19 protein-coding genes and 2 pseudogenes are annotated in these 24,204 nt (G+C 71.2%); 14 read left to right on the top strand and 7 right to left on the bottom strand.

Annotated elements, in window-relative coordinates:
* Positions 1-122 precede the first annotated feature (122 nt).
* A complete protein-coding gene (locus tag ABD466_RS31415; protein WP_344660835.1) occupies positions 123-872 on the bottom strand; it encodes a protein phosphatase 2C domain-containing protein in 750 nt (249 codons plus the stop codon).
* Positions 873-929: 57 nt separating this feature from the next.
* Positions 930-2,315, bottom strand: a complete 1,386-nt coding sequence (locus ABD466_RS31410) for a hypothetical protein (protein ID WP_344660834.1) — start codon at positions 2,313-2,315, stop codon at positions 930-932.
* Positions 2,316-2,573: 258 nt separating this feature from the next.
* Here ABD466_RS31410 and ABD466_RS31405 point away from each other — a divergent pair, with 258 nt between their 5' ends.
* The 11 genes from ABD466_RS31405 (at position 2,574) to ABD466_RS31355 (ending at position 14,055) form a co-directional block, all read left to right on the top strand.
* On the top strand, positions 2,574-3,434 hold the full coding sequence (locus ABD466_RS31405; protein ID WP_344660833.1) for a YhjD/YihY/BrkB family envelope integrity protein: 861 nt from the start codon (positions 2,574-2,576) through the stop codon (positions 3,432-3,434).
* A gap of 128 nt (positions 3,435-3,562) precedes the next feature.
* Positions 3,563-4,126, top strand: a complete 564-nt coding sequence (locus tag ABD466_RS31400) for a SigE family RNA polymerase sigma factor (RefSeq protein ID WP_344660832.1) — start codon at positions 3,563-3,565, stop codon at positions 4,124-4,126.
* Positions 4,123-4,875 carry a hypothetical protein gene (locus ABD466_RS31395; protein WP_344660831.1) on the top strand — a complete coding sequence of 251 codons (753 nt, stop codon included), beginning with the start codon at positions 4,123-4,125 and terminating at the stop codon, positions 4,873-4,875. The genes ABD466_RS31400 and ABD466_RS31395 overlap by 4 nt, the downstream gene beginning before the upstream one ends.
* A gap of 57 nt (positions 4,876-4,932) precedes the next feature.
* Positions 4,933-5,916, top strand: coding sequence for a hypothetical protein (locus ABD466_RS31390; protein ID WP_344660830.1), 984 nt, complete (start codon positions 4,933-4,935; stop codon positions 5,914-5,916).
* A complete protein-coding gene (locus ABD466_RS31385; protein WP_344660829.1) occupies positions 5,913-7,535 on the top strand; it encodes a peptidoglycan-binding protein in 1,623 nt (540 codons plus the stop codon). Before ABD466_RS31390 ends, ABD466_RS31385 begins: the two co-directional genes overlap by 4 nt.
* Positions 7,532-8,257: an ABC transporter ATP-binding protein gene (locus ABD466_RS31380; RefSeq protein ID WP_344660828.1), complete on the top strand. Its 726-nt coding sequence runs from the start codon at positions 7,532-7,534 to the stop codon at positions 8,255-8,257. Before ABD466_RS31385 ends, ABD466_RS31380 begins: the two co-directional genes overlap by 4 nt.
* Positions 8,254-9,474 (top strand): ABC transporter permease, encoded by a 1,221-nt coding sequence (locus ABD466_RS31375; protein ID WP_344660827.1) that lies wholly within the window; start codon positions 8,254-8,256, stop codon positions 9,472-9,474. Before ABD466_RS31380 ends, ABD466_RS31375 begins: the two co-directional genes overlap by 4 nt.
* Before the next feature lie 88 nt (positions 9,475-9,562).
* A complete protein-coding gene (locus tag ABD466_RS31370) occupies positions 9,563-10,078 on the top strand; it encodes a hypothetical protein (RefSeq protein ID WP_344660826.1) in 516 nt (171 codons plus the stop codon).
* A gap of 176 nt (positions 10,079-10,254) precedes the next feature.
* Positions 10,255-10,761, top strand: a complete 507-nt coding sequence (locus ABD466_RS31365) for a SigE family RNA polymerase sigma factor (protein WP_344660825.1) — start codon at positions 10,255-10,257, stop codon at positions 10,759-10,761.
* Positions 10,758-12,305: a hypothetical protein gene (locus ABD466_RS31360; RefSeq protein WP_344660824.1), complete on the top strand. Its 1,548-nt coding sequence runs from the start codon at positions 10,758-10,760 to the stop codon at positions 12,303-12,305. The genes ABD466_RS31365 and ABD466_RS31360 overlap by 4 nt, the downstream gene beginning before the upstream one ends.
* Positions 12,306-12,423: 118 nt before the next feature.
* On the top strand, positions 12,424-14,055 hold the full coding sequence (locus ABD466_RS31355) for a phospholipase C (RefSeq protein WP_344660823.1): 1,632 nt from the start codon (positions 12,424-12,426) through the stop codon (positions 14,053-14,055).
* A gap of 1,126 nt (positions 14,056-15,181) precedes the next feature.
* Here the strand turns inward: ABD466_RS31355 and ABD466_RS44615 are convergent.
* Positions 15,182-15,865, bottom strand: a pseudogene (locus ABD466_RS44615) (AfsR/SARP family transcriptional regulator); the annotation flags it as partial.
* A 198-nt stretch (positions 15,866-16,063) separates the two neighbouring features.
* Entirely contained in the window at positions 16,064-17,425 is a 1,362-nt protein-coding gene (locus ABD466_RS31345; RefSeq protein ID WP_425558799.1) for a S41 family peptidase, read from the bottom strand.
* Positions 17,426-17,584: 159 nt separating this feature from the next.
* Between ABD466_RS31345 and ABD466_RS31340 the strand changes: the two genes are divergently transcribed.
* Positions 17,585-17,983, top strand: a complete 399-nt coding sequence (locus ABD466_RS31340; protein ID WP_344660821.1) for an SHOCT domain-containing protein — start codon at positions 17,585-17,587, stop codon at positions 17,981-17,983.
* Between the two features lie 114 nt (positions 17,984-18,097).
* Here ABD466_RS31340 and ABD466_RS44535 read toward each other — a convergent pair.
* Positions 18,098-18,271 (bottom strand): annotated as a pseudogene (locus tag ABD466_RS44535) (hypothetical protein); the annotation flags it as partial.
* 741 nt (positions 18,272-19,012) lie between these two features.
* Here ABD466_RS44535 and ABD466_RS31335 point away from each other — a divergent pair.
* Entirely contained in the window at positions 19,013-21,586 is a 2,574-nt protein-coding gene (locus ABD466_RS31335; RefSeq protein ID WP_344660866.1) for a WD40/YVTN/BNR-like repeat-containing protein, read from the top strand.
* A 76-nt stretch (positions 21,587-21,662) separates the two neighbouring features.
* Here ABD466_RS31335 and ABD466_RS31330 read toward each other — a convergent pair whose 3' ends face one another.
* Positions 21,663-23,174: a GGDEF domain-containing protein gene (locus ABD466_RS31330; RefSeq protein ID WP_344660820.1), complete on the bottom strand. Its 1,512-nt coding sequence runs from the start codon at positions 23,172-23,174 to the stop codon at positions 21,663-21,665.
* Positions 23,175-23,291: 117 nt separating this feature from the next.
* Positions 23,292-23,477 (bottom strand): hypothetical protein, encoded by a 186-nt coding sequence (locus tag ABD466_RS31325; protein ID WP_344660819.1) that lies wholly within the window; start codon positions 23,475-23,477, stop codon positions 23,292-23,294.
* A gap of 182 nt (positions 23,478-23,659) precedes the next feature.
* On the opposite strand from ABD466_RS31325, the gene ABD466_RS31320 reads away from it, so the two are divergent.
* Entirely contained in the window at positions 23,660-24,169 is a 510-nt protein-coding gene (locus ABD466_RS31320) for a hypothetical protein (RefSeq protein WP_344660818.1), read from the top strand.
* The last annotated feature ends 35 nt before the right edge of the window (positions 24,170-24,204 follow it).

The following is a 24,204-nucleotide window of genomic DNA, read 5'->3' as shown; positions in this document are numbered from 1 at the left end:
ACAATCCGGCGATGAGGCAGCCGACCGTGCCGAGCACGACCGGTTCCGGCATCGGCCGGGGCCACGAAGGACCGCAGACCTCTGAGTCGGGTGCCCGACGGCGTCGGCGCCCAGTCACCCGGTCAGAAGCGGCAGAAGACCGCCGTGACATCGTCATGGGCCTTGCCGCGATACGTGCCCGGCGGTGTGGCGAGCTCCTCGGCACGGATGTCGGCGAGGACTTCGCGCGGGCCGTGCTTATCCAGCCGGTCCAGCAGGTCGAGCCAGGTCCGCCCGTAGCGCTCGACGAGGCGCGTGACGCCGTCGGTCACCAGCGCCGCGCGCTTCACCTCCGCGCGCGGAACGCCGCCGACGATGGCTCGCGCGGCCGCCTCCGGCCGGTTGGACGCGATCCAGAAGCCCTCGTCGGTGTTGCGCAGCCTGCTGACCCCGGCGACGGAGTGGTCGTCCAGGAAGGCCGTGCGGTCGTCATGCGCGACGATCAGCTCGCCGTCGCCGCGCTCGATGAGGATCGCCGAGTCCCCGAGCACGGCGTAGTCGACGGCGTCCCGGCCGCGGCGCAGGATCACGACCGTGCTCGACGGGCTGTCCGGGTTCTCCATGTCGCAGGTGTCGCCGTGGTCGGCCATGGTCGCCGTGATGCCGTCGCGCAGGACGTCGGCGAGTCCGGCCGTGGGATCGGTCAGCAGCGCCGCCGCGAGGTTCACGGCGAGCCGGGCGACGAGCCAGGGCACGTCGTGGACGCAGCCGGAGTCGACCCCGGCCGGGGCCGTCGCACCGTCCAGGACGATGACGAAGTCCTCGGTCGCGAGGACGAAGTCGTCGTTCGGCCGGGCGGGAGACGCCGCCTGGCAGACGTAGGTGACCTCCATGTTGGCCCTCCCCTGTGATCAACGGTCAGCCGGTCAGCCGGTCAGCCGGTCGACCGGTCAAGCCGTCTGGCCGCCGGCCGTCTTGCCGCTTTCGCTTCCCGCCGCCGGTGGCTCGGACAGGAAGTCCACCACCAGCAACACGAGCAGACAGGCGAGCGCCAGCCAGAACACGACCATCCCCGTCGGATAGTGCCACAGCAGCAACACGACCCCGGCGATCACGACCGCGCCCCAGGTGATCCAGGAGCGGAAGCGGTAGACGAAGGCGCCGACCGGACCGGTGCGCATGCCGAGGTGGTCGGCGAACTGGCGCGTGGAGTCGATGCCGGCGTGCCAGAAGCCGCGGACGGCACCGGCCACCCGGGTGGGGCCGGCCAGGAACGCCGCCAGAGCGACGAGGAGTCCGAGGATCGCGACGGTGCGGTTGGTCGTGATGAGGAAGCGGGACATGATGTCGTAGACGGCGGACGCCGAGGCTTGGGAGACGTCCGCGGGCAGGGCGTTCAGATAGAACGTCCGACCGGCGCGCACGCCGATGCCGACGAGGGCCGCCGCGACGAACACCCCGAGCCCGGCCACGATGAGGGCGTGCCGACGGTTCTTCGCCAGCAGCACACCGCCGGCGACGCAGGCGAGGAAGACGAACGGCAGCCAGACGCCGAGGATCTGCAGCAGGCGGAAATAGGTGCGGTACTTGTTGATGTGCTCGGCCTGCATCACGGTGATGTCGGTATGGACCTGGGGGATCTTGTCGGCCACCGTGACGCCCTTGGCCACCAGCTGCGTCTTCACCTTGTCCACGACCGGCGCGAGGTCGATGGTCACGGCGCCGTTCTTCACCTGCACCGCGCCGCCGCCCTGGCCGGTCAGCAGCTTGTCCACGGAAGCATGGGCCGCGCGGTTGGCGTCGTCCCAGAAGGAGGCGAACCAGTCACTCTGCACGAGGTTCAGGGTCTGCTCGTGGACGAAGCTGGTGAGCGCGCTGGTGACCGGCCCGGCCGCCTTCTGCAGCACCGCGTCCAGGCGGGGCCGGTCGGCGGGAGCGGCCTCCTGGACCAGGGTCTGGATGTCGAGGTGGCTCATGATGGCGTCGGTCGTCCGGTTCGCGACGCTCTGCTGGATGTCCGGGTTCCTGGCCAGCGGCGCGACGGTGCTGACGTAACGACCGGTGTCGCCGACCACGCTCGCCGACCAGGCGGCCACGACGGCCAGCGGTGCCAGGATCCACGCCAGGAAGATGAGCAGCGCCGAGAAGAAAGACCTGATCCGGTGCTTCTTCACGGGAGCGGGAGCGGCGGCCGCCGACGCCTTGGCCGCTTCGAGCTCCGCCACGCGGGCCCGCAGCGCCGCGATCTCGGCGCGGTCGGCGGCGTCGCCGCCGGAGCCGGACGCGCTCCGGTCGACGGGCTCGCCGTTGCCGCCGCCGTTCGCCGAGGCGGTCACGGGTCGACCCGCTCAAGGCTCGGCGCCCCAGAAGGTCCGGGAGGCCCGGGCAGCGCCGTCAGCGCGCGCGATCCGGGGGCGCAACCACCGTGCATCGGTGCTCTCCTCGATCCTCGTCCGCCCCTCCTCCCCTGGTCGATACCGCCGCCGGGAGCGTCCTATGCTGCTGTGTTCGGGTGATCCACCGAATGCCCCGCACAACGCGTGCGCGCCGTTCCCCGCTCCTAGCTTCGGCAACGGGACGGAGAGGACGGTCGGATGACCGCCGACGAGGAGGAGAGCGGGGCGGGCGCCGGGCTCGTGCGGAGGACGGCCGAGCGGCTCTCGCGGCGGGCGGCATCGCTGCGGCAGCTGCGCGGCCGGCTGGACGAGCGGCACCCGAAGGCGGCCGAGGTCGTCCGCTTCGTGCTGGCCCCGGACACCATCGACCGCTGCTTCGCGGTGGCGGCGCAGATCTTCGTCACCGCGCTGCCGATGACCCTCGCGATCATCGCGTTCCTGCCGCACGCCCTCCGGGACCAGGTCCGCAAGAGCTTCAGCCAACAGCTCGGCGTGCAGGGACAGTCGGCCCAGACGGTCACCACGTTCTTCAACGGCGAGAACTCGCTGCGGGAGGCGATCGGCATCGTCGGTGTGGTCGCCGCGCTGATCTCGGCGACCAGCCTGACCCGGCGGCTGCAGCGCCTCTACGAGAGGCAGTGGTCTTTGAAGCCCGGACCCATGCGGTCGTCGGCGGTCCGCTGGCTGGCGTGGGTGCTGGTGTGGGTGGCCGTGCTCGCCGCGCAAGCGCCGATGCGGGCGGGCAAGGGCGGCCTGCTGGTCCTCGGGTGGGGCGCGTCGGCGGTACTGAGCGTCGGATTGTGGTGGTGGACGCCGCACCTGCTGCTGCTGCGCCGCGTCGGCTGGCGGCGGCTGCTGCCGACCGCGCTCCTGACCGGACTCGGGCAGGTCGCGCTCGGACTCGGATCCCGGGCGGTGATGCCGACGGTGACCGGGCGGAGCGTGGCGGAGTACGGCCCGTTCGGACTGGTGCTGAGCATGATGACGTGGCTGCTGGTGGTGGCTGGGGTGATCGTCCTCGGGGCCGGCGTGGGGCGCATCCTGGCCGAGCCCGGCTGACCCGTTCGACGGCTCCGGCGCGCGGGTCCGCGGGAGACCGGCGCTTTCGGCCCTCGCATCCGAATGAGCGGTTCCAACCATTCCCGCCTCCCACCGCGTATACCCGACGTGACAACCGAGGGAGGCGCGTGGACGAGCACGACGAGGCAGGCTTCCGCGAGTACGCCGTCGCGCGCCAGAGCCACCTGCGCCGGGTCGGTTTCCTGCTGTGCGGGGACTGGCATCTGGCCGAGGACCTGGCGCAGACCACGCTGGTGAAGCTCTACGCCGTGTGGCCCCGCGTGCGTCGCGGTCGGGAGGTCGACGCGTTCGCGCGGCGCGTCCTCTACCGCACCTTCCTCACCGAGACTCGGCGGCGCCGCTGGCACGAGACGCCGACCGAGGTGCTGCCGGACGTCGCCGAGCGGGAGGACCCGATCGCGCAACGCCTGGTGGTGCGGCAGGCGCTGATGACACTGCCGCCGAAGTGCCGGGCCGTTCTGCTGCTGCGGTTCTGGGAGGACCTCAGTGTGGAGGCGACGGCCGACGCGCTGGGGTGCGGCACCGGGACCGTGAAGAGCCAGACCTCGCGCGGGCTGATGTTGCTGCGCGCCCGGCTCGGCGACGGGGACGGTGACTCCGCGCTGCCTGGCTCAAGAGCCGACACCTCCGCGACGCGCACCGGTTTCCAGGACGGAGGAATCCAGCGGTGAAGCACCTTCTCCCCCGACGGGGACGGGACGGCCTCGACGGCGCGCCGACGCCGGCCGACGACGCCTGGCTGTCCCTGGTCCTGTCGGACCTCGACGCCGGCGACGAGCCGCCGCTGCCCGGCCTCATCGCCCCGGCGATGGAGCGCGGCGCCCGGCGGCGTCGCCGGCGCCGGGCCTCGGGCGCCGCCGCGATGACGGCCGGTGCGGCCGGCGTCGTCCTCGCCGCCTTCGGGGCGCTGGCGGCGGTCGGCGGCTCCGGCGGCTCCGGCGTCCCGAGCCCGCGGCCCGGCACCGCCCCACCGGCCGGCGCCGGCTTCGAGCGCCAGCCCGCACCCGGCGTCGTCGCCGCCGTGGCCGCCGCGGCCCCGGACCGCACCGCGATCGGCCAACCGGCCCGCGACCCGGCCGCGGTCCGGGTCGAGCTGGTGTGGCAGTCCGGCCTGGCCGAGATCCAGGTCCACGCGGCCCGCGACGGCTCGGGCTGTCCCGGACCGCTGCCGTGGGCCGGAACCGTCGCCCACTGCGCGGCCACGGCGGGCGCCGGAGGCCGCGCCTGGACGTTCACGGCCGCCGCCCAGGACGGTTCCCCGGCCTGGGGCGCGGCGTACCTCTGGCCCGACGGCACCCGCGTCGTGGTCGTCGCCGACTACCGCGACGCGCTCGACGCCCACGCCGACGCCCCTCCGCTCAGTCCGACCACGCTGGTCGCCCTCGCCGCCGATCCCCGGATGCGCGACGCCGCCCTCTGATGATTCGCGCATCGCGCCGCCCCACCATCACATCACCGACCTTCGAAAGGCACTGTCATGCGCTCGAAAACCGTCGCGGCGGCCCTCGCCGCGGCCACCGTCGCACTCCTCGGCGCCGGCTGCGGCTCCGGCGCCTCGAACGGCCACCCCACGTCGGACGGCCGTTCCACGTCAGACGGCAGGCCCGGCGGTTCCGGCGGCACCTCCAGCGGCGCGCCGAGCGCCGCCGGGAACACCGGGGACGGCACCCTCGCCATCCCCGCCGACACGGACGCCGAGATGAAGAAGTCGTACCAGCTCCAGAACGCCATCGCGGTCTGCATGCGCGGCAAGGGCTTCGCCTACCAGGCCTGGATCCCGAAGCCCACGGCCGCCGACTCGCCGATCGACGACGAGGCCGACTACGACGCGTCCAAAGCGGTGCTGGCCAAGTACGGCTACGGCGCCTACGCCCAGTACGTCTACCCCAACGACCCGAACGTGCCGGGTCACGTCGACGTGCCGCAGGACCCGAACACCGCGGCGCGCGGCGCCCTGGACGCGGCACAGCAGAAGCTGTGGGACACGACGCTCGTCGGCGACTCCTCGATGATCAAGCAGAGGGGCACCAAGTTCGACCCGAACAGCTGCACCGGCCAGGCCATGGCGAAGGTCTACCCGAACCAGCCCGACCCGGCGGCCGCCTCCTCGGCCGCGCACGCCGACGCGGTCCGCGCCGGCCAGGACCGGCAGAACCTGAACGGCGACCCGGCCCTGGTGGCGCTGGCCCAGAGCTACGCGAACTGCCTGCGCGGCAAGGGGATCACGGTGTCGTCGACCCAGGTCACCGAAATCCGGACGGCGCTGCGGTTCCAGTATTTCGGCGAAGCCGCCCGCCACGCGCATGACGCTCCCGGCGGGCATCTGGACGTGGCGACGGCGACCCCGCTGCTCACCGCGGAGATCCAGGCCTCGCTCGCCGACCTGGACTGCGGCCGGGCCTTCCGCGCGGCCTACCTGCCCAAGCTGAAGCAGTTCCCGGGCGCGGAGGGAGTCGGGTGAGCAGCGGCGAGTCTGCGGAGCTGGAGAATCAGACTCCTGGGAAACCGGATGCCGGTTCCGGTTCTGGTTCTGGTTCCGGTTCTGGTTCCGGTTCCGGGGCGGGTTCAAGTTCCGGAGCCGCGGCTGATCTCGCGGCTGGCTCCGTCTCCCGACGACGCCGCGTCCTCGCCGCCGTCCTCGGCGGCGTCATACTCGCCGGGGCCGGCGGCTGGGTCGCGGGCGCGAGCCTGAAGTCCCCGGCCGACGCCGCCGCCGCGCACCGTCCCCCGCCGGCCACGCCGGTGACGGCGGCGGTGACCAAACGCCTCCTGTCCGCGACCGTCATCGCCAACGGCACCGTCCACTACGCCTCGCCGCAGCCGATCCAGCTCGGCGGCGACGTCGGCGTCGGGGACGCGGTCGGGACGGTCGCGCAGCGCGTCACCAAGGCGCCGGTCGCCGGGGCGACCGTAGCCGAGGGGGACGTCCTGATGGAGGTGAGCGGACGGCCGGTGCTGGTCTTCACCGGGACCGTCCCGATGTATCGGACGTTGGGCCTCGGGACCTCCGGCGACGACGTCAAACAGCTGCAGGCGGCGCTCAAGCGACTCGGCATGAACCCCGGACCGGTCGACGGGACCTTCAGCACCGCCACCGCCGACGCTGTCCGGACCTGGTACCGGCACAAGGGATACACCGCGCAGGAACCGACCCTCGCACAGGCGCAACAGCTCGCGACGCTGAGGTCCGCGGTGCAGAGCGCGAAGGAAGCGAAGCTTTCGGCGCAGCAGGCGTACGACAACGCGACGACCATCCCGACCGCCGCCACGCCGGCCTCCGCCACCCCGACAGGCACCGGAGCCCACTCGGGAACGAGCAACAAAGACTTGTCGGCGCTCCAGCTGCAAGGCGCGAAGGACGCGCTGAACCGAGCCCAGAACCAACTCGACGACTATCTCAAGGGCTACGGCACCACGGTCCCCGCCGGCGAGGTCGTCTTCCTGCCCTCGCTGCCCGCTCGACTGGACAAGGTGAACGTGAAGCCGGGCGACGCTCCGACCGGCGCGGTGGCCACGGCGACGAGCAACGACCTCTACGTCCAGGCTGTGGTCCCCGGCGTCGACGCCGCCTTGCTGCGCCGTGGCATGGCGGTGAGCATCGCGGTCCCGTCCGGAGCCCCCGCGCAAGGCGTGGTCAGTGTTCTGGGGGCTGAGGCGGCCGTCGCCGACAGCGCGTCAGGCACGACTTCGGGTTCTGCGACAACAGGCACCGGCCCCACCGCGCCGAACGCCCCGAACGCTCCCGACACTCCGAACGCCCCGAACCCGCCAACCGACCCGAACGCCCCCGTCGCCGTCCGCGTGACCGCGACGAAGCCCGAGTCGCTGGCCGGCCTCGCCGACAGCGCCGTCCAGATGACCGTCACCGTCGGTGCCAGCGACGGTCCCGTGCTCGCCGTCCCCGTGGCCGCGGTGTTCACGTCGGCGGACGGCCAGGCGAAGATCAGAGTTCTGCGGGCCGACGGAACGCTGGAGCCGCTCCCGGTCACCCTCGGCCTCGCCGCGAGCGGCTACGTCGAGATCAAGCCGCGGGCCGGCACGCCGCTGGCCGAGGGCGACCGGGTGGCGGTCCAGGCATGAGCGGCCGCGAATCCGTCATCGAGCTCCACGGCCTCTGCCGCGAGTATCCGGCGACCCCGCCGGTGCGGGCGCTGCGCGACGTCGACCTGACCGTCCGGCGCGGCGACCACCTCGCCGTGGTCGGACCGTCCGGTTCGGGCAAGTCGACGCTGCTGGCGGTCCTGGGCCTGCTGGACCGGCCGACGTCGGGGTCGTACGCCCTCGACGGCGTCGAGACCACCGTCCTCGGCGACGGGCAACGCACGGTCCTGCGCGGCCGGCGGATCGGCTTCGTGTTCCAGTCCTTCCACCTGCTGTCACACCGCAGCGCCCGCGAGAACGTCGAGCTCGCCGAGATCCACGGCGGGAGCAGCATTGGAAGCGACGGCGGGAGCAGCGGCCGCCGCGGCCGGTCCCGCCGAGCCCTCGCGGCCCTGGACCGAGTCGGCCTGAGCCACCGCGCGGACTTCCTGCCGAACCGGTTGTCCGGCGGCGAACGGCAGCGGGTCGCCGTCGCCAGGGCCCTGATGGGCGATCCGGCGTTGCTGCTGTGCGACGAGCCGACCGGCAACCTCGACTCGGCCAACACCGAGACCCTCCTCGACCTCTTCGACGAGCTCCGTGCCCAAGGGGTCACACTGCTCGTCATCACGCACGACGACGCGGTCAGCCGCCGCGCCGCCCGCCGGGTCCGCATCGCCGACGGCGTCCTGACCGAGGAGACCGTGGAGGTCGCCCTGTGAGCAGGCCGGGTAACCGCTACGACCCTCGCGACCTCGTCGCCGAAACCCTCATCGGCCTGCTGACCCGTCCCCTGCGCTCCGCGCTCACCACGCTGGGCACCGTGCTCGGCATCACGACCTTGGTCATCACCCTCGGGGTCGCCGCCACCGCGGCCGACCAGATCACCACCCGCTTCGACGCGATGACCGCGACCACGGTGTCGGTCACCGCCCCGGCGCCCGCCGCGGGGTCCACCGACCTCCCGCTGCTCGACTGGGACGGTCCCGAGCAGGTCACGCGTCTGGCCGGGGTGACGGCGGCCGCCGCCCTCGCCGAGGCCCCGGCCGGCCACGACCTCCCGGTCCGCGCCAGCGCGCTCGACGACCCCGCCCGGGCCGGCGCCTCGATCCCGGTCGTGGCGGCGACCACCGGCCTGCCGGGGGCCGTGCGCGGCACCGTGACCGCGGGGCGGTTCTTCGACGCCGGCATGGTGGCCCGGCACGACCGGGTCGCGGTGCTCGGCGACCAGGCCGCGGCCCTGCTGGGGATCCGCGACCTCGGCGAGGCGCCCGCGGTGTTCGTCGACGGGCAGCCGTTCACGGTGATCGGGATCCTCGGCGGCATCGGGCGGGAGCAGTTCCTGGCCGCGACCGTGATCCTGCCCCCGACCACCGCGCACGACCGCCTCGGCTTCGGCCCGCCCGGCAGGGTCCTGATCACCACGGCGCTCGGAGCGGCCGCGCAGGTCGCGGGCCAGGCGCCGGTCGCCCTGGCTCCGGGCCGCTCGGCCGCGCTGACGGTCGTCGCGCCGCCGAGCCTGGAACGGGCCCGCAAGGGCGTCGCCGGCGACACCGACGCCCTGTTCCTGATCCTGGGCCTGGTCTCGCTCGTGGTGGGGGCGGTCGGCATCGCCAACGTCACGCTGGTGACCGTGGTCGAGCGGACCGGCGAGATCGGCTTGCGCCGGGCGCTGGGAGCCGCCCGCCGCCACATCGCCTACCAGTTCCTGCTGGAGTCGACCGGCGTCGGACTCGTCGGCGGCGTCGTCGGCGCCTCCCTGGGGATGCTCGGCGTGGTGGCCGTCTCGGCCGCGCACCGATGGACCCCGGTGCTGGATCTGCGGCTGGCGCTGGCGGCCCCGGTCGCCGGCGCGCTGGTCGGTCTGGCGGCCGGCGTCTATCCGGCGGTCCGCGCGGCACGACGCGAACCGGTGGACGCGCTGCGAGCCGGAGTGTGACGCGTTTCCCAGTTCGCTGACACGTACAGCCACTGTCAGCTACTGTGCTTGCCAACACGAGATGGTTTTAGCCACGGGGGTTTGGATCATGTCCACTCGTCATCGGATACCCGCGCTCGCCGCCGCGACGGCCACCACGCTGCTGCTCCTCGCGGGCTGCGCGAGCGAGGGCACGGTCGGAAGCAGCGGTTCGAGCGGTCACAAGGGCTCGTCGCAAGGGGGCTCGGGCGGTCTCATCGGCGGATCCGACGTCTCCGACGGCTCCGACAGCTCCGGCGGAAGCAGCGGCGGCAGCCTCGGCGGCGACTCCGGCGGGAACGGGAGCTCCGACCCGGGCTGCGCCGCGGCGATGACTGCCATCCAGAACGCCGAGAAGGCCCAGGGCGCCAGCGACCCGAAGGACGCCCTCAGCAGCGTCCAGTCGTCCATCCGCCAGTTGCACGACGCTGCCGGTAAGGCGAAGTCGTCGTCGGTGAAGAAGGCGATCAACAAGGTCGCCGACGACCTGTCGGACATCATGTCCCAGGCACAGAGCGGCAAGCGGCCGGACACGTCGAAGGCGCTGACCGACGCCCAGTCCCTCGCCGAGGCCTGCGGGGGCTGACGCTCCTCAAGACCGCACATCGGCGGTTCCAGGCCGGACCCGCCTCAGATGTCCGGGTCCGGCCATCCTTCGTGACCGCACCACCGATGGCCCCGTGAAAAACTCCGGGTTCCTTCCAACCTGCCTGGACCATGCCGTCGTTCCCTGTGTGGAAAGTGACCGAGGGAGCGGGGGGCATGACCGAAGCCGAAGAGGAGTTCCGCGAATTCGCGGCGGCGGTTCAGGGTCATCTGAGGCGCAGCGCCTATCTGCTGTGCGGTGACTGGCATCTGGCCGAGGACATCGTCCAGTCCGCTTTCGTCAAGATCTTCCGTGCGTGGCGCAGGGTGCGGAAGGTCGAAAACCAGCTGGCGTACGCCCGGCAGGTCGTCTACCGCTGCTTCCTCGACCAGTACCGCAAGGACAAGAGGCAGCTCCCCATGGTCTCGATGGAGGGGCTGACCGAACCGGTCGCGACGGAGTCCGGCGAGCCGTTCGACGGCGTCGTCCTGGAAGTGCTGGCCGGGCTGCCACCCGGGGCGCGGGCCGTGATCGTGCTGCGCTTCTGGGAGGACATGAGCGTGGAACAGACCGCCGCACTGTTGGGGGTGACGCAGGGGACCGTGAAGAGCCAGACCTCGCGGGCCGTCGCGCAGCTGCGCGAACGCTTGACGCTGGCGTTCGAGGAGCAGGCCCGCCGATGAACAGTTCTGGAGTGGAGCCGATGGATGGCGACGAGGACGTGCGCCGAATGCTGAGCGGGGCGGCGATGAGGAACGAGAAGGAACACCGGGACCTGATAGGGCCGGCTGTGGAGATCGTGTTGCACCGCCGTCGATTGATGCGGACGTACGGCGCCGCCGGCTCCGGTCTCATGGTGGCCGCGGGGGCCACGGTGGCGATCTGGTTGAGCGGATCATCGACCGAGGCGCGTCCCGTACCGGCGGCCTCCAGTACCCCGACCGTCTCGGCCGCGCCGCCCACCGGGCAGACCGTGTGGGACAAGAACCACGACATCTCCTCCAGGCTGCCCGGCATACTGAACCCGTTGCTGCCGAAGGGGCTGTCCGTCGTCAGGTCCACATCACAGGTGCCCAACAGCGGATACCAACTGGTCGGCCCGACGGGGAGCAACGACTTCTCACTGACCTCCTCGCCCAAGGGCCAGCGGAATCGCGCGATGGAAGAGGGGGGCTGCGTGGTCGGCGGGGTGTGCAGCCAACGCACCGTGCCGGGCGGGACCCTGTACATCCAGACCAAGAACTTCACCGCCGACTACGGCGGCAACTCGGGTTACGCCCCGGGCACCGGCAAGCAGGTCCTGACCGTGAACGCGGAGTACGAGTTCCTCCCGGCGGCCGCCGACGGCCACGTGGTCGACGTGGCCCTGGCCACGACGGTCTCGCACGAGCAGTACGCCGCTAGGGCGCCGAAGGACTGGGGCGACGCGCCCTGGCCGCCTCCGGCCCAGCCCAATACCAGCTTCAACGCCTCCGGCGCCCTGCTGTCCCCCGACGACTTCATGGCCCTGATCTCCAAGCCCGGGTTCTCCGCCGTCTCCACCCTCCTGGACCCGGACTCCCCGGTCGATCAGGCGACCCTGGAGCGGCACAAGACGGCGGACGCCACGATCGCGGCGGCCGTCAAACCGATCCTGCCGCCCGGCCTCACGCTGGCCATCTCGAACGGCTCCACCGGCGCCGCACAACGCAGCGAGCTGGTTCTGACCGGGCCGTCCGGTGCGAACCTGTTCAGCTGGCAGGCCCGGCCGCAGGTGAAGACCTGGCAGCACGGATTCGCCTGCGAGCGGCACACGCAGGAGAACTGCACCTGGAAGGAGGTGCCGGGCGGGGAGGTCCAGGTCGTGCACACCTCGGGATCCATGCAGGCGCTAGGCGGCGCCTCCCACTACGCCGACGGTCAGACCTCGGCGGTGATCAGTGGCGGCGACGTGTACACCTACCTTCCCGACGACCCGAACGGAACGGTCATCGAGCTCTCGACCGGCGAGCAGATCCGCGACATCCCCTGGGCGGCCACCCGCCCGACCGACGGCACGTACGCCGACCCGAGCAAGGCGTGGCCGCCGCCGGCCCGCACAGGAGAGGCCTTCAACGCCGGGGGCTCGCTGATCAGCCTCGACCAGTTCGCCGCCATGATGCGGACACCGGGGATCGCGGACGTCGTCAAGACGGTCAACAGGGCTGTGGACCCGCTCTCCGGCGACTCCATCGCGATCTTCGACTGAGAAACCTTCACCGGATCGCCGCCGAAGCGACGGCCGGCGCGGCTTGTCAATCCACTGCGGAAGGCTACGTTACTAGCGCGTAGTGCAGCCATCGGAACCGTCTTCCGCGGAGGAACCCGTGAGCCACCAGCCCGCCCCGCAGCCGCACGATCCGGAACGACAGAAGAAGCACGACGTCAGCCGCCGCGACCTGATCGCCGGATCGGCCGGCGCGCTCGGCGCCGCCGCGGTGGCCGGGGTCGGCGCCGGCTCCGGCCGGTCCGGTCAGCCCAGCGACGCGCAGAAGCGGCTGCTGGACACGGCGCTGGACGCCTCGACCGGCGCGGCCAGCCTGAGCGACGTGAAGCACGTCGTGGTCCTGATGCAGGAGAACCGCTCCTTCGACCAGTATTTCGGCACGCTGTCCGGAGTCCGCGGGTTCTCCGACCCGGCGGTGCCGACCCAGACCGTCGGCGGCAAGACCCACCCGGTCTTCGACCAGTTCGGCTTCGCGCCGGGCGTCGGCCCGTCCGCGACCGGGTACCTGCAGCCGTTCCACCTGGTGAGCAATCCGCCGTTGGAGAACGGGCAGAGCACCAACGACGTCTCGCACAGCTGGGCCACGCAACACCAGAGCTGGAACGGCGGCGCGATGGACTCGTTCATCACCGCGCACCTGGCCGCCGACGGCGCCACCGACGGCCCGGTCACGATGGGCTACTTCACCCGGCAGGACCTGGCGTTCTATCACGCCCTCGCCGACGCGTTCACGATCTGCGACGGGTACCACTGCTCGGTGCTCGGCCCGACCGACCCCAACCGGCTGATGCTGATGTCGGCCTCGATCGACCCCGAGGGCGCGCACGGCGGCCCGGTGGTGCAGACCTTCAGCAACCGGATCGGCGAGGCCGGGAAGCTGACATGGGAGACGATGCCGGAGCGGCTGCTGGCGGCCGGGGTGAGCTGGAAGGTCTACAACGACCCGATCGGGCTGGCGGCGCTGAGCCCGCTGCCGTACTTCAAGAACTACGACAACCCGTTCTCCCTCACCGGGATCCAGCTGATCGCGCGGGGGCTGACCCCGAGCTACCCGCACGACTTCACGTCCGACATCGCCTCCGGCAAGCTGCCGTCGGTGTCGTGGATCATCCCGCCGGTCGCGCAGTGCGAGCACCCGGCCGCGCCGCCGTACTACGGCGAGTACTTCGTCCAGGAAGTGCTGGCCGCGCTCGTGTCGAACCCCGAGGTGTGGGCGCAGACGGTGGTGTTCGTGGTCTACGACGAGAACGGCGGGTTCTTCGACCACGTGCCGCCGCCGACCGCTCCGCGGGGGACGCCCGGCGAATGGCTGGCGACGCTGCCCTCGGCCGCGGGCGGGGTCGACGGACCGATCGGGCTGGGGTTCCGGACGCCGGCCCTGGTGATCTCACCGTTCAGCGCGGGCGGCTTCAAGTATTCGGGGACGCTGGACCACACGTCGGTGCTGCGGTTCATCGAGACGCGGTTCGGTGTCGCGGTGCCGAACCTGTCGGCGTGGCGGCGCGGGGTCACCGGGGACTTCACCGGCGCGTTGAACCTGACCGCGCCGGCGAACCCGGCGTTCCCGACGCTGCCGGTGGTCACGCTCGGGGATACCTCGGTGGCGGAACAGGCTGTGCTGAACGCGTTGGCCGGGACGCTCGACGTCGGGATCCCTTACCCGCTGCCGACGTCCAACAGCATGCCGGTTCAGGAGAGTGCGCCGAGTCGGCCGGCGGTGCCGGTCGCGTAGACGTCTGCGGGGTGAGGTCTGTCTCTGCCTCCGGGGCCGGCGAGAACGCTGATCCCGGAGGCGGAGTGCTGTCGCGGACGAGGTCGTGGAGGCGGAAGCGGCCGGGCTGCGGCTGCTGGAGCAGGCAGGCGTCGAACAACGACTCCAGGTTGCGTTCCGCGACGTCCAGTGGGACCGCGGCGAGGGCGGCGGCGGTGTACGCATCGGTCTCCGGCCCGGAGTAGCGACTCAGGCTCCTGAGAAATCCGTGCAGATCCGGGTCGAGACGGCGGTGCGACAAGGCGATGGTGGCCATCACGTCGTGGTCGGCCGTGGACAGGAAGCGGGCGCGTCCCGAGCGGTCGCGGAGTCGGGCGGCCAGGTGCGCGACCGTCCAGCCGGCCCGATCGCGGAGCCGGGCCGCGGCGATACGGATGGCGAGCGGCAGGTGGCCGCACAGGGTGACGACTTCGGCGACCGCATCCGGCTCGGCCTCGGCCCGCCGGTCGCCGAGAACGCGAGTGAAGAGCGTGACGGCGTCGTGGTGCGGCAGGACGTCGAGCGACAGCGGGGTCGCGGCCTCCAGCGCGGTCATCCTGTGCCGGCTCGTGGTCAGGACCAGCGTCGACGGCGTAGCCGGGAGGAGGGGAAGGACGTGGGCGGCGTCCAGGGCGTTGTCGAGGAGGAGGATGGCGCGCCTGCCGGCGAGCAGCGAGCGCCACAGGGTACTGCGACGCTCGAGCGCTGCGGGGATGCGGTGCGAAGGAACTCCGGCGTCTCGCAACAGCGCCTCCAGCGCCTGGGCCGATGTCAGCGGGGCGTCGGTGAGACTGAAGCCGTGGAGGTCGACGTAGTACTGGCCGTCGGGGAAAGCGTCGGCCAGTCTGTGGGCGAGATGGACGGCGAGCGCCGTCTTGCCGACGCCTCCCATGCCGTCGATCGCGAGGATGCGCGGCAGGTCCACGGCCGTGGCCCGTGCGACTTCCTCGTCCCGGCCGGTGAAGTCGAACGGCGCGTAGGGGAGGAAGTTCGGCGCTTGCGGCGCCTTGCCTTTGCGCTCCAGCGGCGGGTTCTCAGCGGCCTCGCGGAGGATCCGCGCTTGCGCCCTGCGCAGCTCGACACCGGGGTACAAGCCCAGCTCCTCGTCCAGCAACCGGCGCCCCTCCTCGAAGACGCCGAGGGCGTCCGCTCGCCGTCCGGCGTGATGGAGCGCGGTCATGAGGCCGGCGCGCAGCGACTCCCGGAACGGATGCTCGGCGACCAGGGCCCTGAGTTCCGCCACCAGTGCCCCGGCGTCCCCGGCCTCGCCCTCCAACCGCAACGCGATGAGCCGCTCCACGGCCCCGAACCGCTCCTCGTCGAGCGCCGCCGCCGCGTCCGCCAACCGCTGTCCGGGCACCCCCGCCAGCGCCGGCCCCCGCCACATCCCCACCGCTCGCTGAAGCAACCCGATCGCCCCACCCCGATCCCCCGCCACGACCGCCCGCTCAGCCTGCCGCACCAACCCCCGGAACCCATGGAGGTCGATCAGCTCCTCCGCCACCTCGATGCGATAACCCCGCGCCGTCGTGACAACGGCGATCTCACCCCCCGCCCCACCCAGCTCACCCCGCAGCAGCCCCACGACGTTGTGCACCTGCTGCCGCGCCGAAACCGGCGGGCGCTCCCACAACGTGTCGATGAGCCGCTCCGTCGACACCACCTCATTGGCCCCCAGCAGCAAGCACGCGAGCAGCTTGCTCACCCGCTGTCCGCCCAGCGCCACCCGCCGCCCACCGAACCGCACCTCCAACGGCCCGAGCACGTAGAACCCCGCACACCCACCGTCCATCGACCGCTCCCCACCGCGTCAGCACCAGGAGCTGTCATTATCAAAGGGCTCTGCGACGGATGGGCCTGGGATTCGACCAGGGTCAAATAGTTCAGGATTCGCTGGGGAAACCAGTGGCTGCAGAGGCGACAGACTCCAAGAGCCGCCTTCACGCGAAGCTGTTCGCAGACGGGTCGGCGGTGCCCACGTTCTGGGACGTCATCGCCCGAGCGCTCGCAGCGCCGCCCGGAACGCCGGATCACGCCCCTCGGTGAACTGCTCCGGCGTGAGGGTCGGGACACGGATGTCCGGTGGGATGCCGGCGATGTCGTAGGTGCTGCCGGACGGGGTGAGGTATTCCTCGTTGGGCAGGCCGAACACCCAGCCGTTGGGAAGTCGGCGGGTGAGGATGTCGGAGAAGACGCCCTGGCTGTTCTCGCCGATGAGGGTCGGGCGGGGCGTGCGGTTGAGCAGAGCCTGGGTTGTCGTCTCGGCGGCGCTGAAGGTGGCGCCGCTGGTGAGGATGGCCAGGGGGCCTGTGTAGTGGGGCGTGGTGGAGGGGTGGGCCAGGAAGGGCTGCGGTGGGGTGAAGCGGTTCGGGTGGGTGGGGTCGTCGCGCGTTTGCTTGGCGTAGGCGAAGAAGGGACGGTCTGTGAGGCGGGAGGCCAAGATCAGGCCGAGGGGGTCGTCGCCGCCGCCGTTGACGCGGAGGTCGAGGATCAGGCCCTGGAGGCGGTGGGGGCCGGCCGTGCGGTCGGCGGTGAAGACGGCGTCGAGGGCGGTGGTGAAGGCGGCGGCGTTGGCGGCATAGGTGTCCGCGTCGGTGTACCTGGCGAACTCGGAGATGCGGAGGTAGCCGATGTGGCCGGGGAGGTCGGCGTAGGCGACGTGGCCCTGGCACCAGGTGCGCAGCGTCGAGGCGGGGGTCTTCGGGAGGTCCGCCTGCTGGATCAGGGCCAGGGCCTGGGCGTCGAAGTCCGGGGACGGGCTCGGGGTTCCCGGGCGTTGCTCGTAGATGCTGACGCCGTCGCCCCGTAGACCGACGTGCGCGTCGTGAAGCGGACGGATCATGGCGGCGAGGATGTCGCGGAGCTGCGCGTTGGTGGTGGTCGCGGTGACCTGCGGCCGGTAGGTGTCGTAGACCTGCTGCCAGTCGATGCCGCGCTGGGCGAAGAACGGGTAGTTCTCGGCGAACGTCCGCCAGAACACGTCGAACGTCTCGACGGGCGTCGCCGGGGTGGCGTGCTCGCAGGCCGCGGGCAACGCCGGCAGACGGATCAGGGTCCGGTCGCCGAGATTCGCATCGATGTGCCAACGCGCCCGCGACGGACCCGGACCCGGCGTGAACGTCGAGACCTCGCCGTCGTCGTCGCTCAAGGTGTCACGGATACAGCTGACCGCCGTCGTGTCGTAGGTCTCGACCGTACTGCCCGCGATACGCAGGATGGTGCCGTAGCCGTCAGTCCGCCAGACGCCGTCCATCCGGACGTCCGCAGCCTGGGCCGCAGCCGCTCCGAACAGGCCAGAGCCGGCCATCACCGCCGCCACCGCCGAACACGTGGATCTCTTCACGTGTCTCATGGTTATCCGGAACGGGGCGGTATTACACCGTGCTATCCGCCGTCTTCAGTACGAGGCTAGCCCCGTACATCCGCGCCGGCCGTCCCCCGAATGCCGCTCCCACCGGGTGCACCACGCACACCGCGCTTAGCGTCGGCCCCAAAGAGAGGAGCGGTCACCATGTCCCACCCCCTGCTCAACGCGTTCTGGATGATCTTCTGGTTCTTCCTCTGGATCATGTGGTTCATGCTGTTGTTCCGTATCATCGCGGACCTGTTCAGCGACCATGACCTCAGCGGATGGGCCAAGGTCGGCTGGACGATCCTGGTATGCCTGCTGCCGTTCATCGGCGTCTTCATCTATCTCGTCGCCCGCGGCAAGGGCATGGCCGAGCGCAGCGCGGCCCACGCCCAGCGGAACAAGCAGGAGTTCGACGACTACATCCGGCAGACCGCAGGTGCCGGGGGCGGCGCCGCCAGCCCGGCCGAGGAGCTGGCCAAGCTGGCCGACCTGAAGTCCACCGGCGCGATCTCCGAAAGTGAGTACGAGCAGGCCAAGAAGAAACTCCTGGCCGTCTGACCCCGCCGCGGCGGCGGGGTCAGGCCGCCGCCCGACGCCGCGACTTCCGCGCCCTCCGCGCCTTCCGCGACTGAACGCGGGCCGCACGCAGCGCTTGGCCGCGATGGTAGAGCGTCACCCCGGGACGTCTTCCGCCCTCAGGCGGAACAGGTCTTCGGCGGCGACGTCGACCATCGCGGCCAAGCGCTGTGCGCGCATTGAGATCATCTTTTGGAAGACCTGGCCCGCGGCTCGGCCGCTGCCGAACTCCCGCGCCGCGCCCTTCTGCAGGGCCGCGAAGTACGCCGCGAGCGCCGTCTCGGGCCGCCTATGTCAGCTCGTACTGGTGCGCCCGCGCCTGGTGGCCGTGTTCCGAAATCTGGGCCACATGACGTTCCCGGGCCGAGACAGACGAACGTCCCGCGTGGACCGCGCTGAACGCTGACCGCCCGTGCCGTCGGCGCCCTCGATCCGAAGGGGCGCTGGCCGCTTCCCGCTCAATCGTGGAGTCCTCCACATGAGCGACGGCCTTCCCCAGCACCGGACCCCACCACATTCGAACCGACGACCCGCAGCGATGCGTCGTCGACTCCTGCCACGCCCACGCGACCCGCGCATGCCCGGATCCGGCAGCGCTCAAGCGTCACATTGCTGGAGTCGGCGGCGCTCAAGCGTCACATTGCTGGAGTCGGCGGCGGTCTTCGGCGCGTCGGCAAGCATGTCTGCCCTGATGCGGCAGCGGCGTCGGATGCTGGTGATGGAGAGCCCGAAGAGTCGCCTCGGCCACCGCCCGCGCCGCCGGATCACCGTCTTCGAGGCCTTCGTGAGGCACGATCCATCCCCCTGACAACCCGGCCAGGTCCCGCGTAACCATCAGGTACCTGATTTATCGAACCTTGACCTTCCAAGGGATGACCAAGGGGCTATGGCACATGGCACGCTTCGCTAGGCACCACCTCACGAACCCCTCGACAGGTTGGATTCCACGGCATGCGAACTGCCACCCGCTTCCGACTGCTTCCGATCGGAGCAGCGTGTGCGGCCCTGACCATGGCCATGGCCGGACCTCAGGCTTCCGCCGAAAGTCTCAGAACCACGCAACCCCATCCGCATCCCCACGCCATCGCGAAGTCGACCACTGCGAAGTCGTCTACTGGGGTTGGCATCCGGGCCGACGCCGTCGGTGGGCCGCCCGGTGACCCCGACGGCGGTCTGGACGACCCCTCTGCCGCCGACCAGGAGTACTTCGCCGAGCGCAGCGCGCCGGGTGTGGTCGCGCCCGGGGCCTACGGCGCGGCCTGGTTGCAGACCCAGTTCATGCCGCACTACGGGCCGACGTGGAAGGAGGTGACCACCAAGCCCTACAACGCCGACGACCCGCGGTACCGCGACTACGACTCGAACTCCTCCGGCGGGGCCGGGAACGTCACCGGCCGCATCACCGGCCTGGCCGCGGACAACTCCGGGCACGTCTACGCCGGCGCGGCCAACGGCGGCGTGTGGCGCTCCTCCACCGGCGGCGGCAACTGGACGCCGATCTCCGACGGGCTGCCGGCGCAATCCACCGGCGACCTGGAGCTCGACGGCTCCGGGCGGCTCTGGTACGCCACCGGCGAGGCGAACACGGCCTCGGACACCTTCACCGGTGCCGGCGTGTTCGTGCTCTCCGACCCGGCGCACGGCCAGTTCTCGGTGTTCAACCGGGTCGGCGGCAAGGAGCTGGAGTCGACCAGCATCCGCAAGATCCGTTTCATCGGCGACACGGTCTACGCCGCCACCACCCGCGGGCTGTACTCGCACTCGGCGACGAACCTGTGGGGGCCGTGGAAGCTGGAGTTCGCGCCGAACCCGGACTTCCTGCCCGGTGGTTCGCAGGCCGCTGACCCGCACGCGCCGTACAAGAACATCGTCAACGACGTCACCGCCGATCCGAAGGACCCGTCGAAGCTGATCGCGGCGATCGGGTGGCGCAGCGGCGATGCCTACAACGGCTTCTACACCAAGGTCGGCGGCGCCTGGACGAAGATCACCGACAGTCTGGGCGACCTGCCGAACACCCCGGCGAACATCGGCGCGGTGACCTTCGCGCACTCCGCCGACAACTCGATCTTCTACGTGATCGACGAGGACCCGACCCAGATCGCCAACCCGAAGTCGAGCCTGGGTGGCGTCTACTCCTCCACCACCGGACCGTTCGGCCCGTGGAAGAAGATCGCCGACTCGGCCAGCCTGGAAGCCTCCGGCTCGGCGGAGACCGGCGCCACCTACAACCCCGGCGTGCAGTCCTGGTACAACCAGTTCCTGCAGGTCGACCCGGCCGACCCCAAGCACGTGTACCTGGGTCTGGAAGAGGTCTACGAGTCCCACGACGCCGGCGCGACCTGGAACACGGTCGGCCCGTACTGGAACTTCACCTACGCGTGCTGGAACATCGACCCGGCCAAGCAGACCGGTGACTGCTCCCCCACCACCCACTCCGACCAGCACGCCGTGGCCATCGGCAGCGTCGGCGGCAAGAGCTTCGTGGTGGTCGGCAACGACGGCGGCGCCTACAAGCGCCCGGTCGACGGCAAGCTCGACGCCAACGGCCACGCCGCCGACTGGCAGTCCCTGAACGACGGCAGCATCCGCACCCTGCAGTACTACTCCGTGGGCGTCGGCGCCGACCCCTCCGGCAAGGGCGTGGCGGTCTCCGGCGGTCTGCAGGACAACGGCCAGTCGATCCTGCGCAACGGCGACACCGTGATGGGCTCCAACTTCGGCGGCGACGGCGGCCAGACCCTGGTCGACGCCGCCAACGGCTGCAACATCGCCGAGGAGTACACCAACCTGAACATCTGGGTCACCAACGACTGCGGCCAGAACGTCTCCACGGACTACTCCACCTCCACCGAGTACAGCGTGGCCCCGAACGACGGCCTCAACGGCACCGCCCGCTTCATCGCCCCGTTCACCGCCGACATCAAGGACCCGAACCACTGGGTGGCCGGCGGCCAGCACGTGGCGGTGCAGTCCCACGGCTACGCGATCCGCGACAGCAGCGAGTGGACTGACATCTACGACTTCGGCGCGGGCAACTACGCCTCCGCCGTGGCCGAGTCCGGCGGCAAGATCTACGCCGCCTGGTGCGGCGCCGGCTGCAACACCGTCGGCTTCACCCGCGGCATCGCCGTCGGCAACGCCGACGGCACCGGCTGGCACCAGCTGAACCTGCCCGCCGACGGCAGCGTGCTGCCCAACCGCTACCTGTCCTCGCTGGCCGTCGACCCGAACGACAGCAACCACGTGTACGTCACCGTCTCCGGCTTCTCCCGGGCCTGGACCGAGGGCCCCGGCGCGGGCGTCGGCCACGTCTACGAGTCCCGCGACGGCGGCACCACCTGGAAGGACCTGTCCGCCAACCTGCCGGACATCCCCGCGGACTCCCTGGTCATCACCGACCACGGCGGCCTGGCGGTGTCCACCGACCTGGGCGTGTTCTACCGCGGCGCCCACGACCGCACCTGGAGCGTGCTGGGCGAGCACCTGCCCACCAACGCCACGCTGCAGCTGAAGCAGGGCCCGGACGGGTACCTGTACGCGGCCACCCACGGCCGCGGCATCTGGAAGCTGCGGATGCCGTAACCACCGGCACCATCGTTCGGCCAGCAACAATGCGGCGCCCCGGGCTACGGGGCGCCGCACCTTTTTGCGTGTCCCCTCACCGTTTCTCGCCGCTCTGCCGCTTCGCCCGCAGCATCAGCAAGTCGGCGGTCCGGAACGCCTCGGCCAGCCCGCTGGGCTCGTTGAGGGGCGCGAAGCCCACCGTCATGCTCACCGGCGTGCCCGGGGCCAGATCGTTCCAGTCGTGCGCCTCGACGGCGGCGCGGAGCCGGTCGCCGATCTCGCGGGCCTCTGCGGGCCCCGCACCGGGCAGCACGATGACGAACTCGTCGCCGCCGTACCGGGCCAGGAAGTCGTTCGAGCGCATGGTGCGGGACAGGATCGCGGCCACCTGCCCGAGCACCTGGTCGCCGACCAGGTGGCCGTGGACGGTGTTGACCTCCTTGAAGTGGTCGAGGTCGCAGACGCCGAGCATGGCGGTGCCGTCGCTCCGGCCGAGTTCGTCGACGTAGCGCTCGAGGTGGCGCCGGTTCGGCAGGCCGGTCAGGGCGTCGGTGTGGGCCTCGTCGGTGTAGCGGGTGAGGGTGCGGCGCAGTTCGTCGAAGTCGAGGCGGACCGTGATGCCGTCGACGAACAGGTCGTACACCGGATCGGCGGCCTTCGCGAAGCACACGGTGACTTCGCGCGCGGCGGCGTAGGCCGCGGCGTAGTCGCCTTGGACGACATAGGCCAGGGCTCTGAGCCGCGGCACCTCCGCGCTGCCCAGCCGGGTGTCCGCCGCGCTCGCCCCCTTCAGCAGATCCAACGCGACGGCGGGCCGGTACTCCGCGATCGCGAGGGCGGCGTGGCCGAGACGGCGCAGCTCCTCACTCTCCAGGAACGGCTCGGTCCCGCCGTTCAGCAGCTCGCGCGCGTCGAAGTCGCCGTGCCCGCCGAGTGCGGCGTACCGGGCGGCCGCGTACCCGAGATAGGCCCGCTCCATCTCGATCAGGTCGGAGGAGTGCAGCTTCACCAACAGCTCCCGGAGCATGGCCTTCGCCGCCTCGGTCTCCCCCCGCTGGTCCAGCCACACGGCGTGCCGGACCTGGATCTCGGGATGCGTCGCCAGCCGCCGGTCCATCGCCGTTCCCTGCAGGCTGATCTGCTCGGCGTGGCCCTGCGCGACCACGGCGTGCCGGTGGAAGCCGACGTACGAATAGGTCACCGCCATCGCGATCCAGGGCCGCAGCGCCCGGACGTCGGTGACCGTGGCCTCCAGCGCCCGGGCCCCGCGCACGAGGTTGGTGACACACCGCTCCAGCGACCCCTCCCGATGGGCGAAGAAGGCCGCCAAAGCATGAAATTCCCCCAAGTCGGCCGGGGCCACCCCACCGCCCTGCGCCACCCGCCACGCCTCGTCGATGACTTCGGGGCACTCCCGCAGCCGGTCCGTGTTCAGCAGGGCCGACAGTTTGGCCAGCAACACCCCCAGAACTTCCTGCGGGTCCTCCAAGCCGACCAGCAACCGGTCCGCGAGCTCGATCGCCTCCGCGTGCCGCGCCTCCCAGTTCAGCTTGGAAACGGCCAGCCGGGGCCCACCCCAAACCGACGAACCCTCCTCGCTGCTCACCTGCGACTCCAGCATGGTTCCGGCAAGATCGGCCTCCCCTCCATCCTGCGCCGACCGGAGCACTTCCGCCCTGTGGAAAGGGGCCGGACGGGGGTGGGGACAGTCGCCGGCGTCCGGTCACTTCGGCTCCACGCACTTCCAGGTGACGGACCCGGAGATGGCCTGTCCGCCGTCGATGTCGATGATCTTGGTGAAGACGATGGACCCGGAGCCGTCGGCGTCGACCGTGATGTCCGCGATGGCCTGCGACACGTGCTCGGTCGAAGCGGAGTCGGAGACGCGGTAGTCGGCGTCGCCGATCATCAGGTCCGTTCCGCAGCTCGCAGCACGAGCCGAGCTGCGTTGACGCGGGCGGAGCGCCGACCGGTAATGCAGAGTTCTGAGTCACTTCACCCCGTCCTCAGGCTTCTGACATATGAGGTGTGACATAGTACTAGCGATCGGCGGGGCACCCACCCGCCCGCTCGCACCGAAAGGGAATCGCTATGCGCACCACCCGGAAGCTGGCCGTCGTCGGAGCCGCCCTCCTGGGCGCGGCGGTCGCTGCCGCCCCCGCTCACGCCGACCAGACCGTCACCAAGTGCAGCAACTGGAAGCTGAGCGGCACGCACTACCTCCAGTCCTGCATAGACGTCACCGGCACCCAGGTCCACACCTACGGGTACGTCAGCGCCGCCGGCACCACCGCACCCGACGACGTCGACGCCACCATGACCGGCCGTCTCGGCAGCCCGGGCACCCGCCTCGCCTACCAGCCGAGCACCGTCCACCTCGACGCCGACACCGTTCTCGTCGACGGCACGACCACCACCGCCGCGGCGGGCACTCCCGTCCGCGCGACCCTCTTCCTGCCGCACACCCTCGGCACCGGCACCCTCGTCGGCCCCGACAACGCCGTCTTCCTCGACCCGGACGTCCCCTCCGGCCCGGTCGGCCCCGGCGGCCAGTCCTCGACCCTGGAGCAGATCACCGTCTGGGCCACGGTCACCGGCTGAGCTGAGAACACACGAACCACGCGGCCCGGATGACA

The organism is Catenulispora subtropica (assembly GCF_039531675.1).
In the GTDB taxonomy this organism is placed as follows: Bacteria; Actinomycetota; Actinomycetes; order Streptomycetales; family Catenulisporaceae; genus Catenulispora; species Catenulispora subtropica.
The sequence above is the reverse complement of the archived record's forward strand: the minus strand, read 5'-3'. Positions and strand labels throughout refer to the sequence as shown.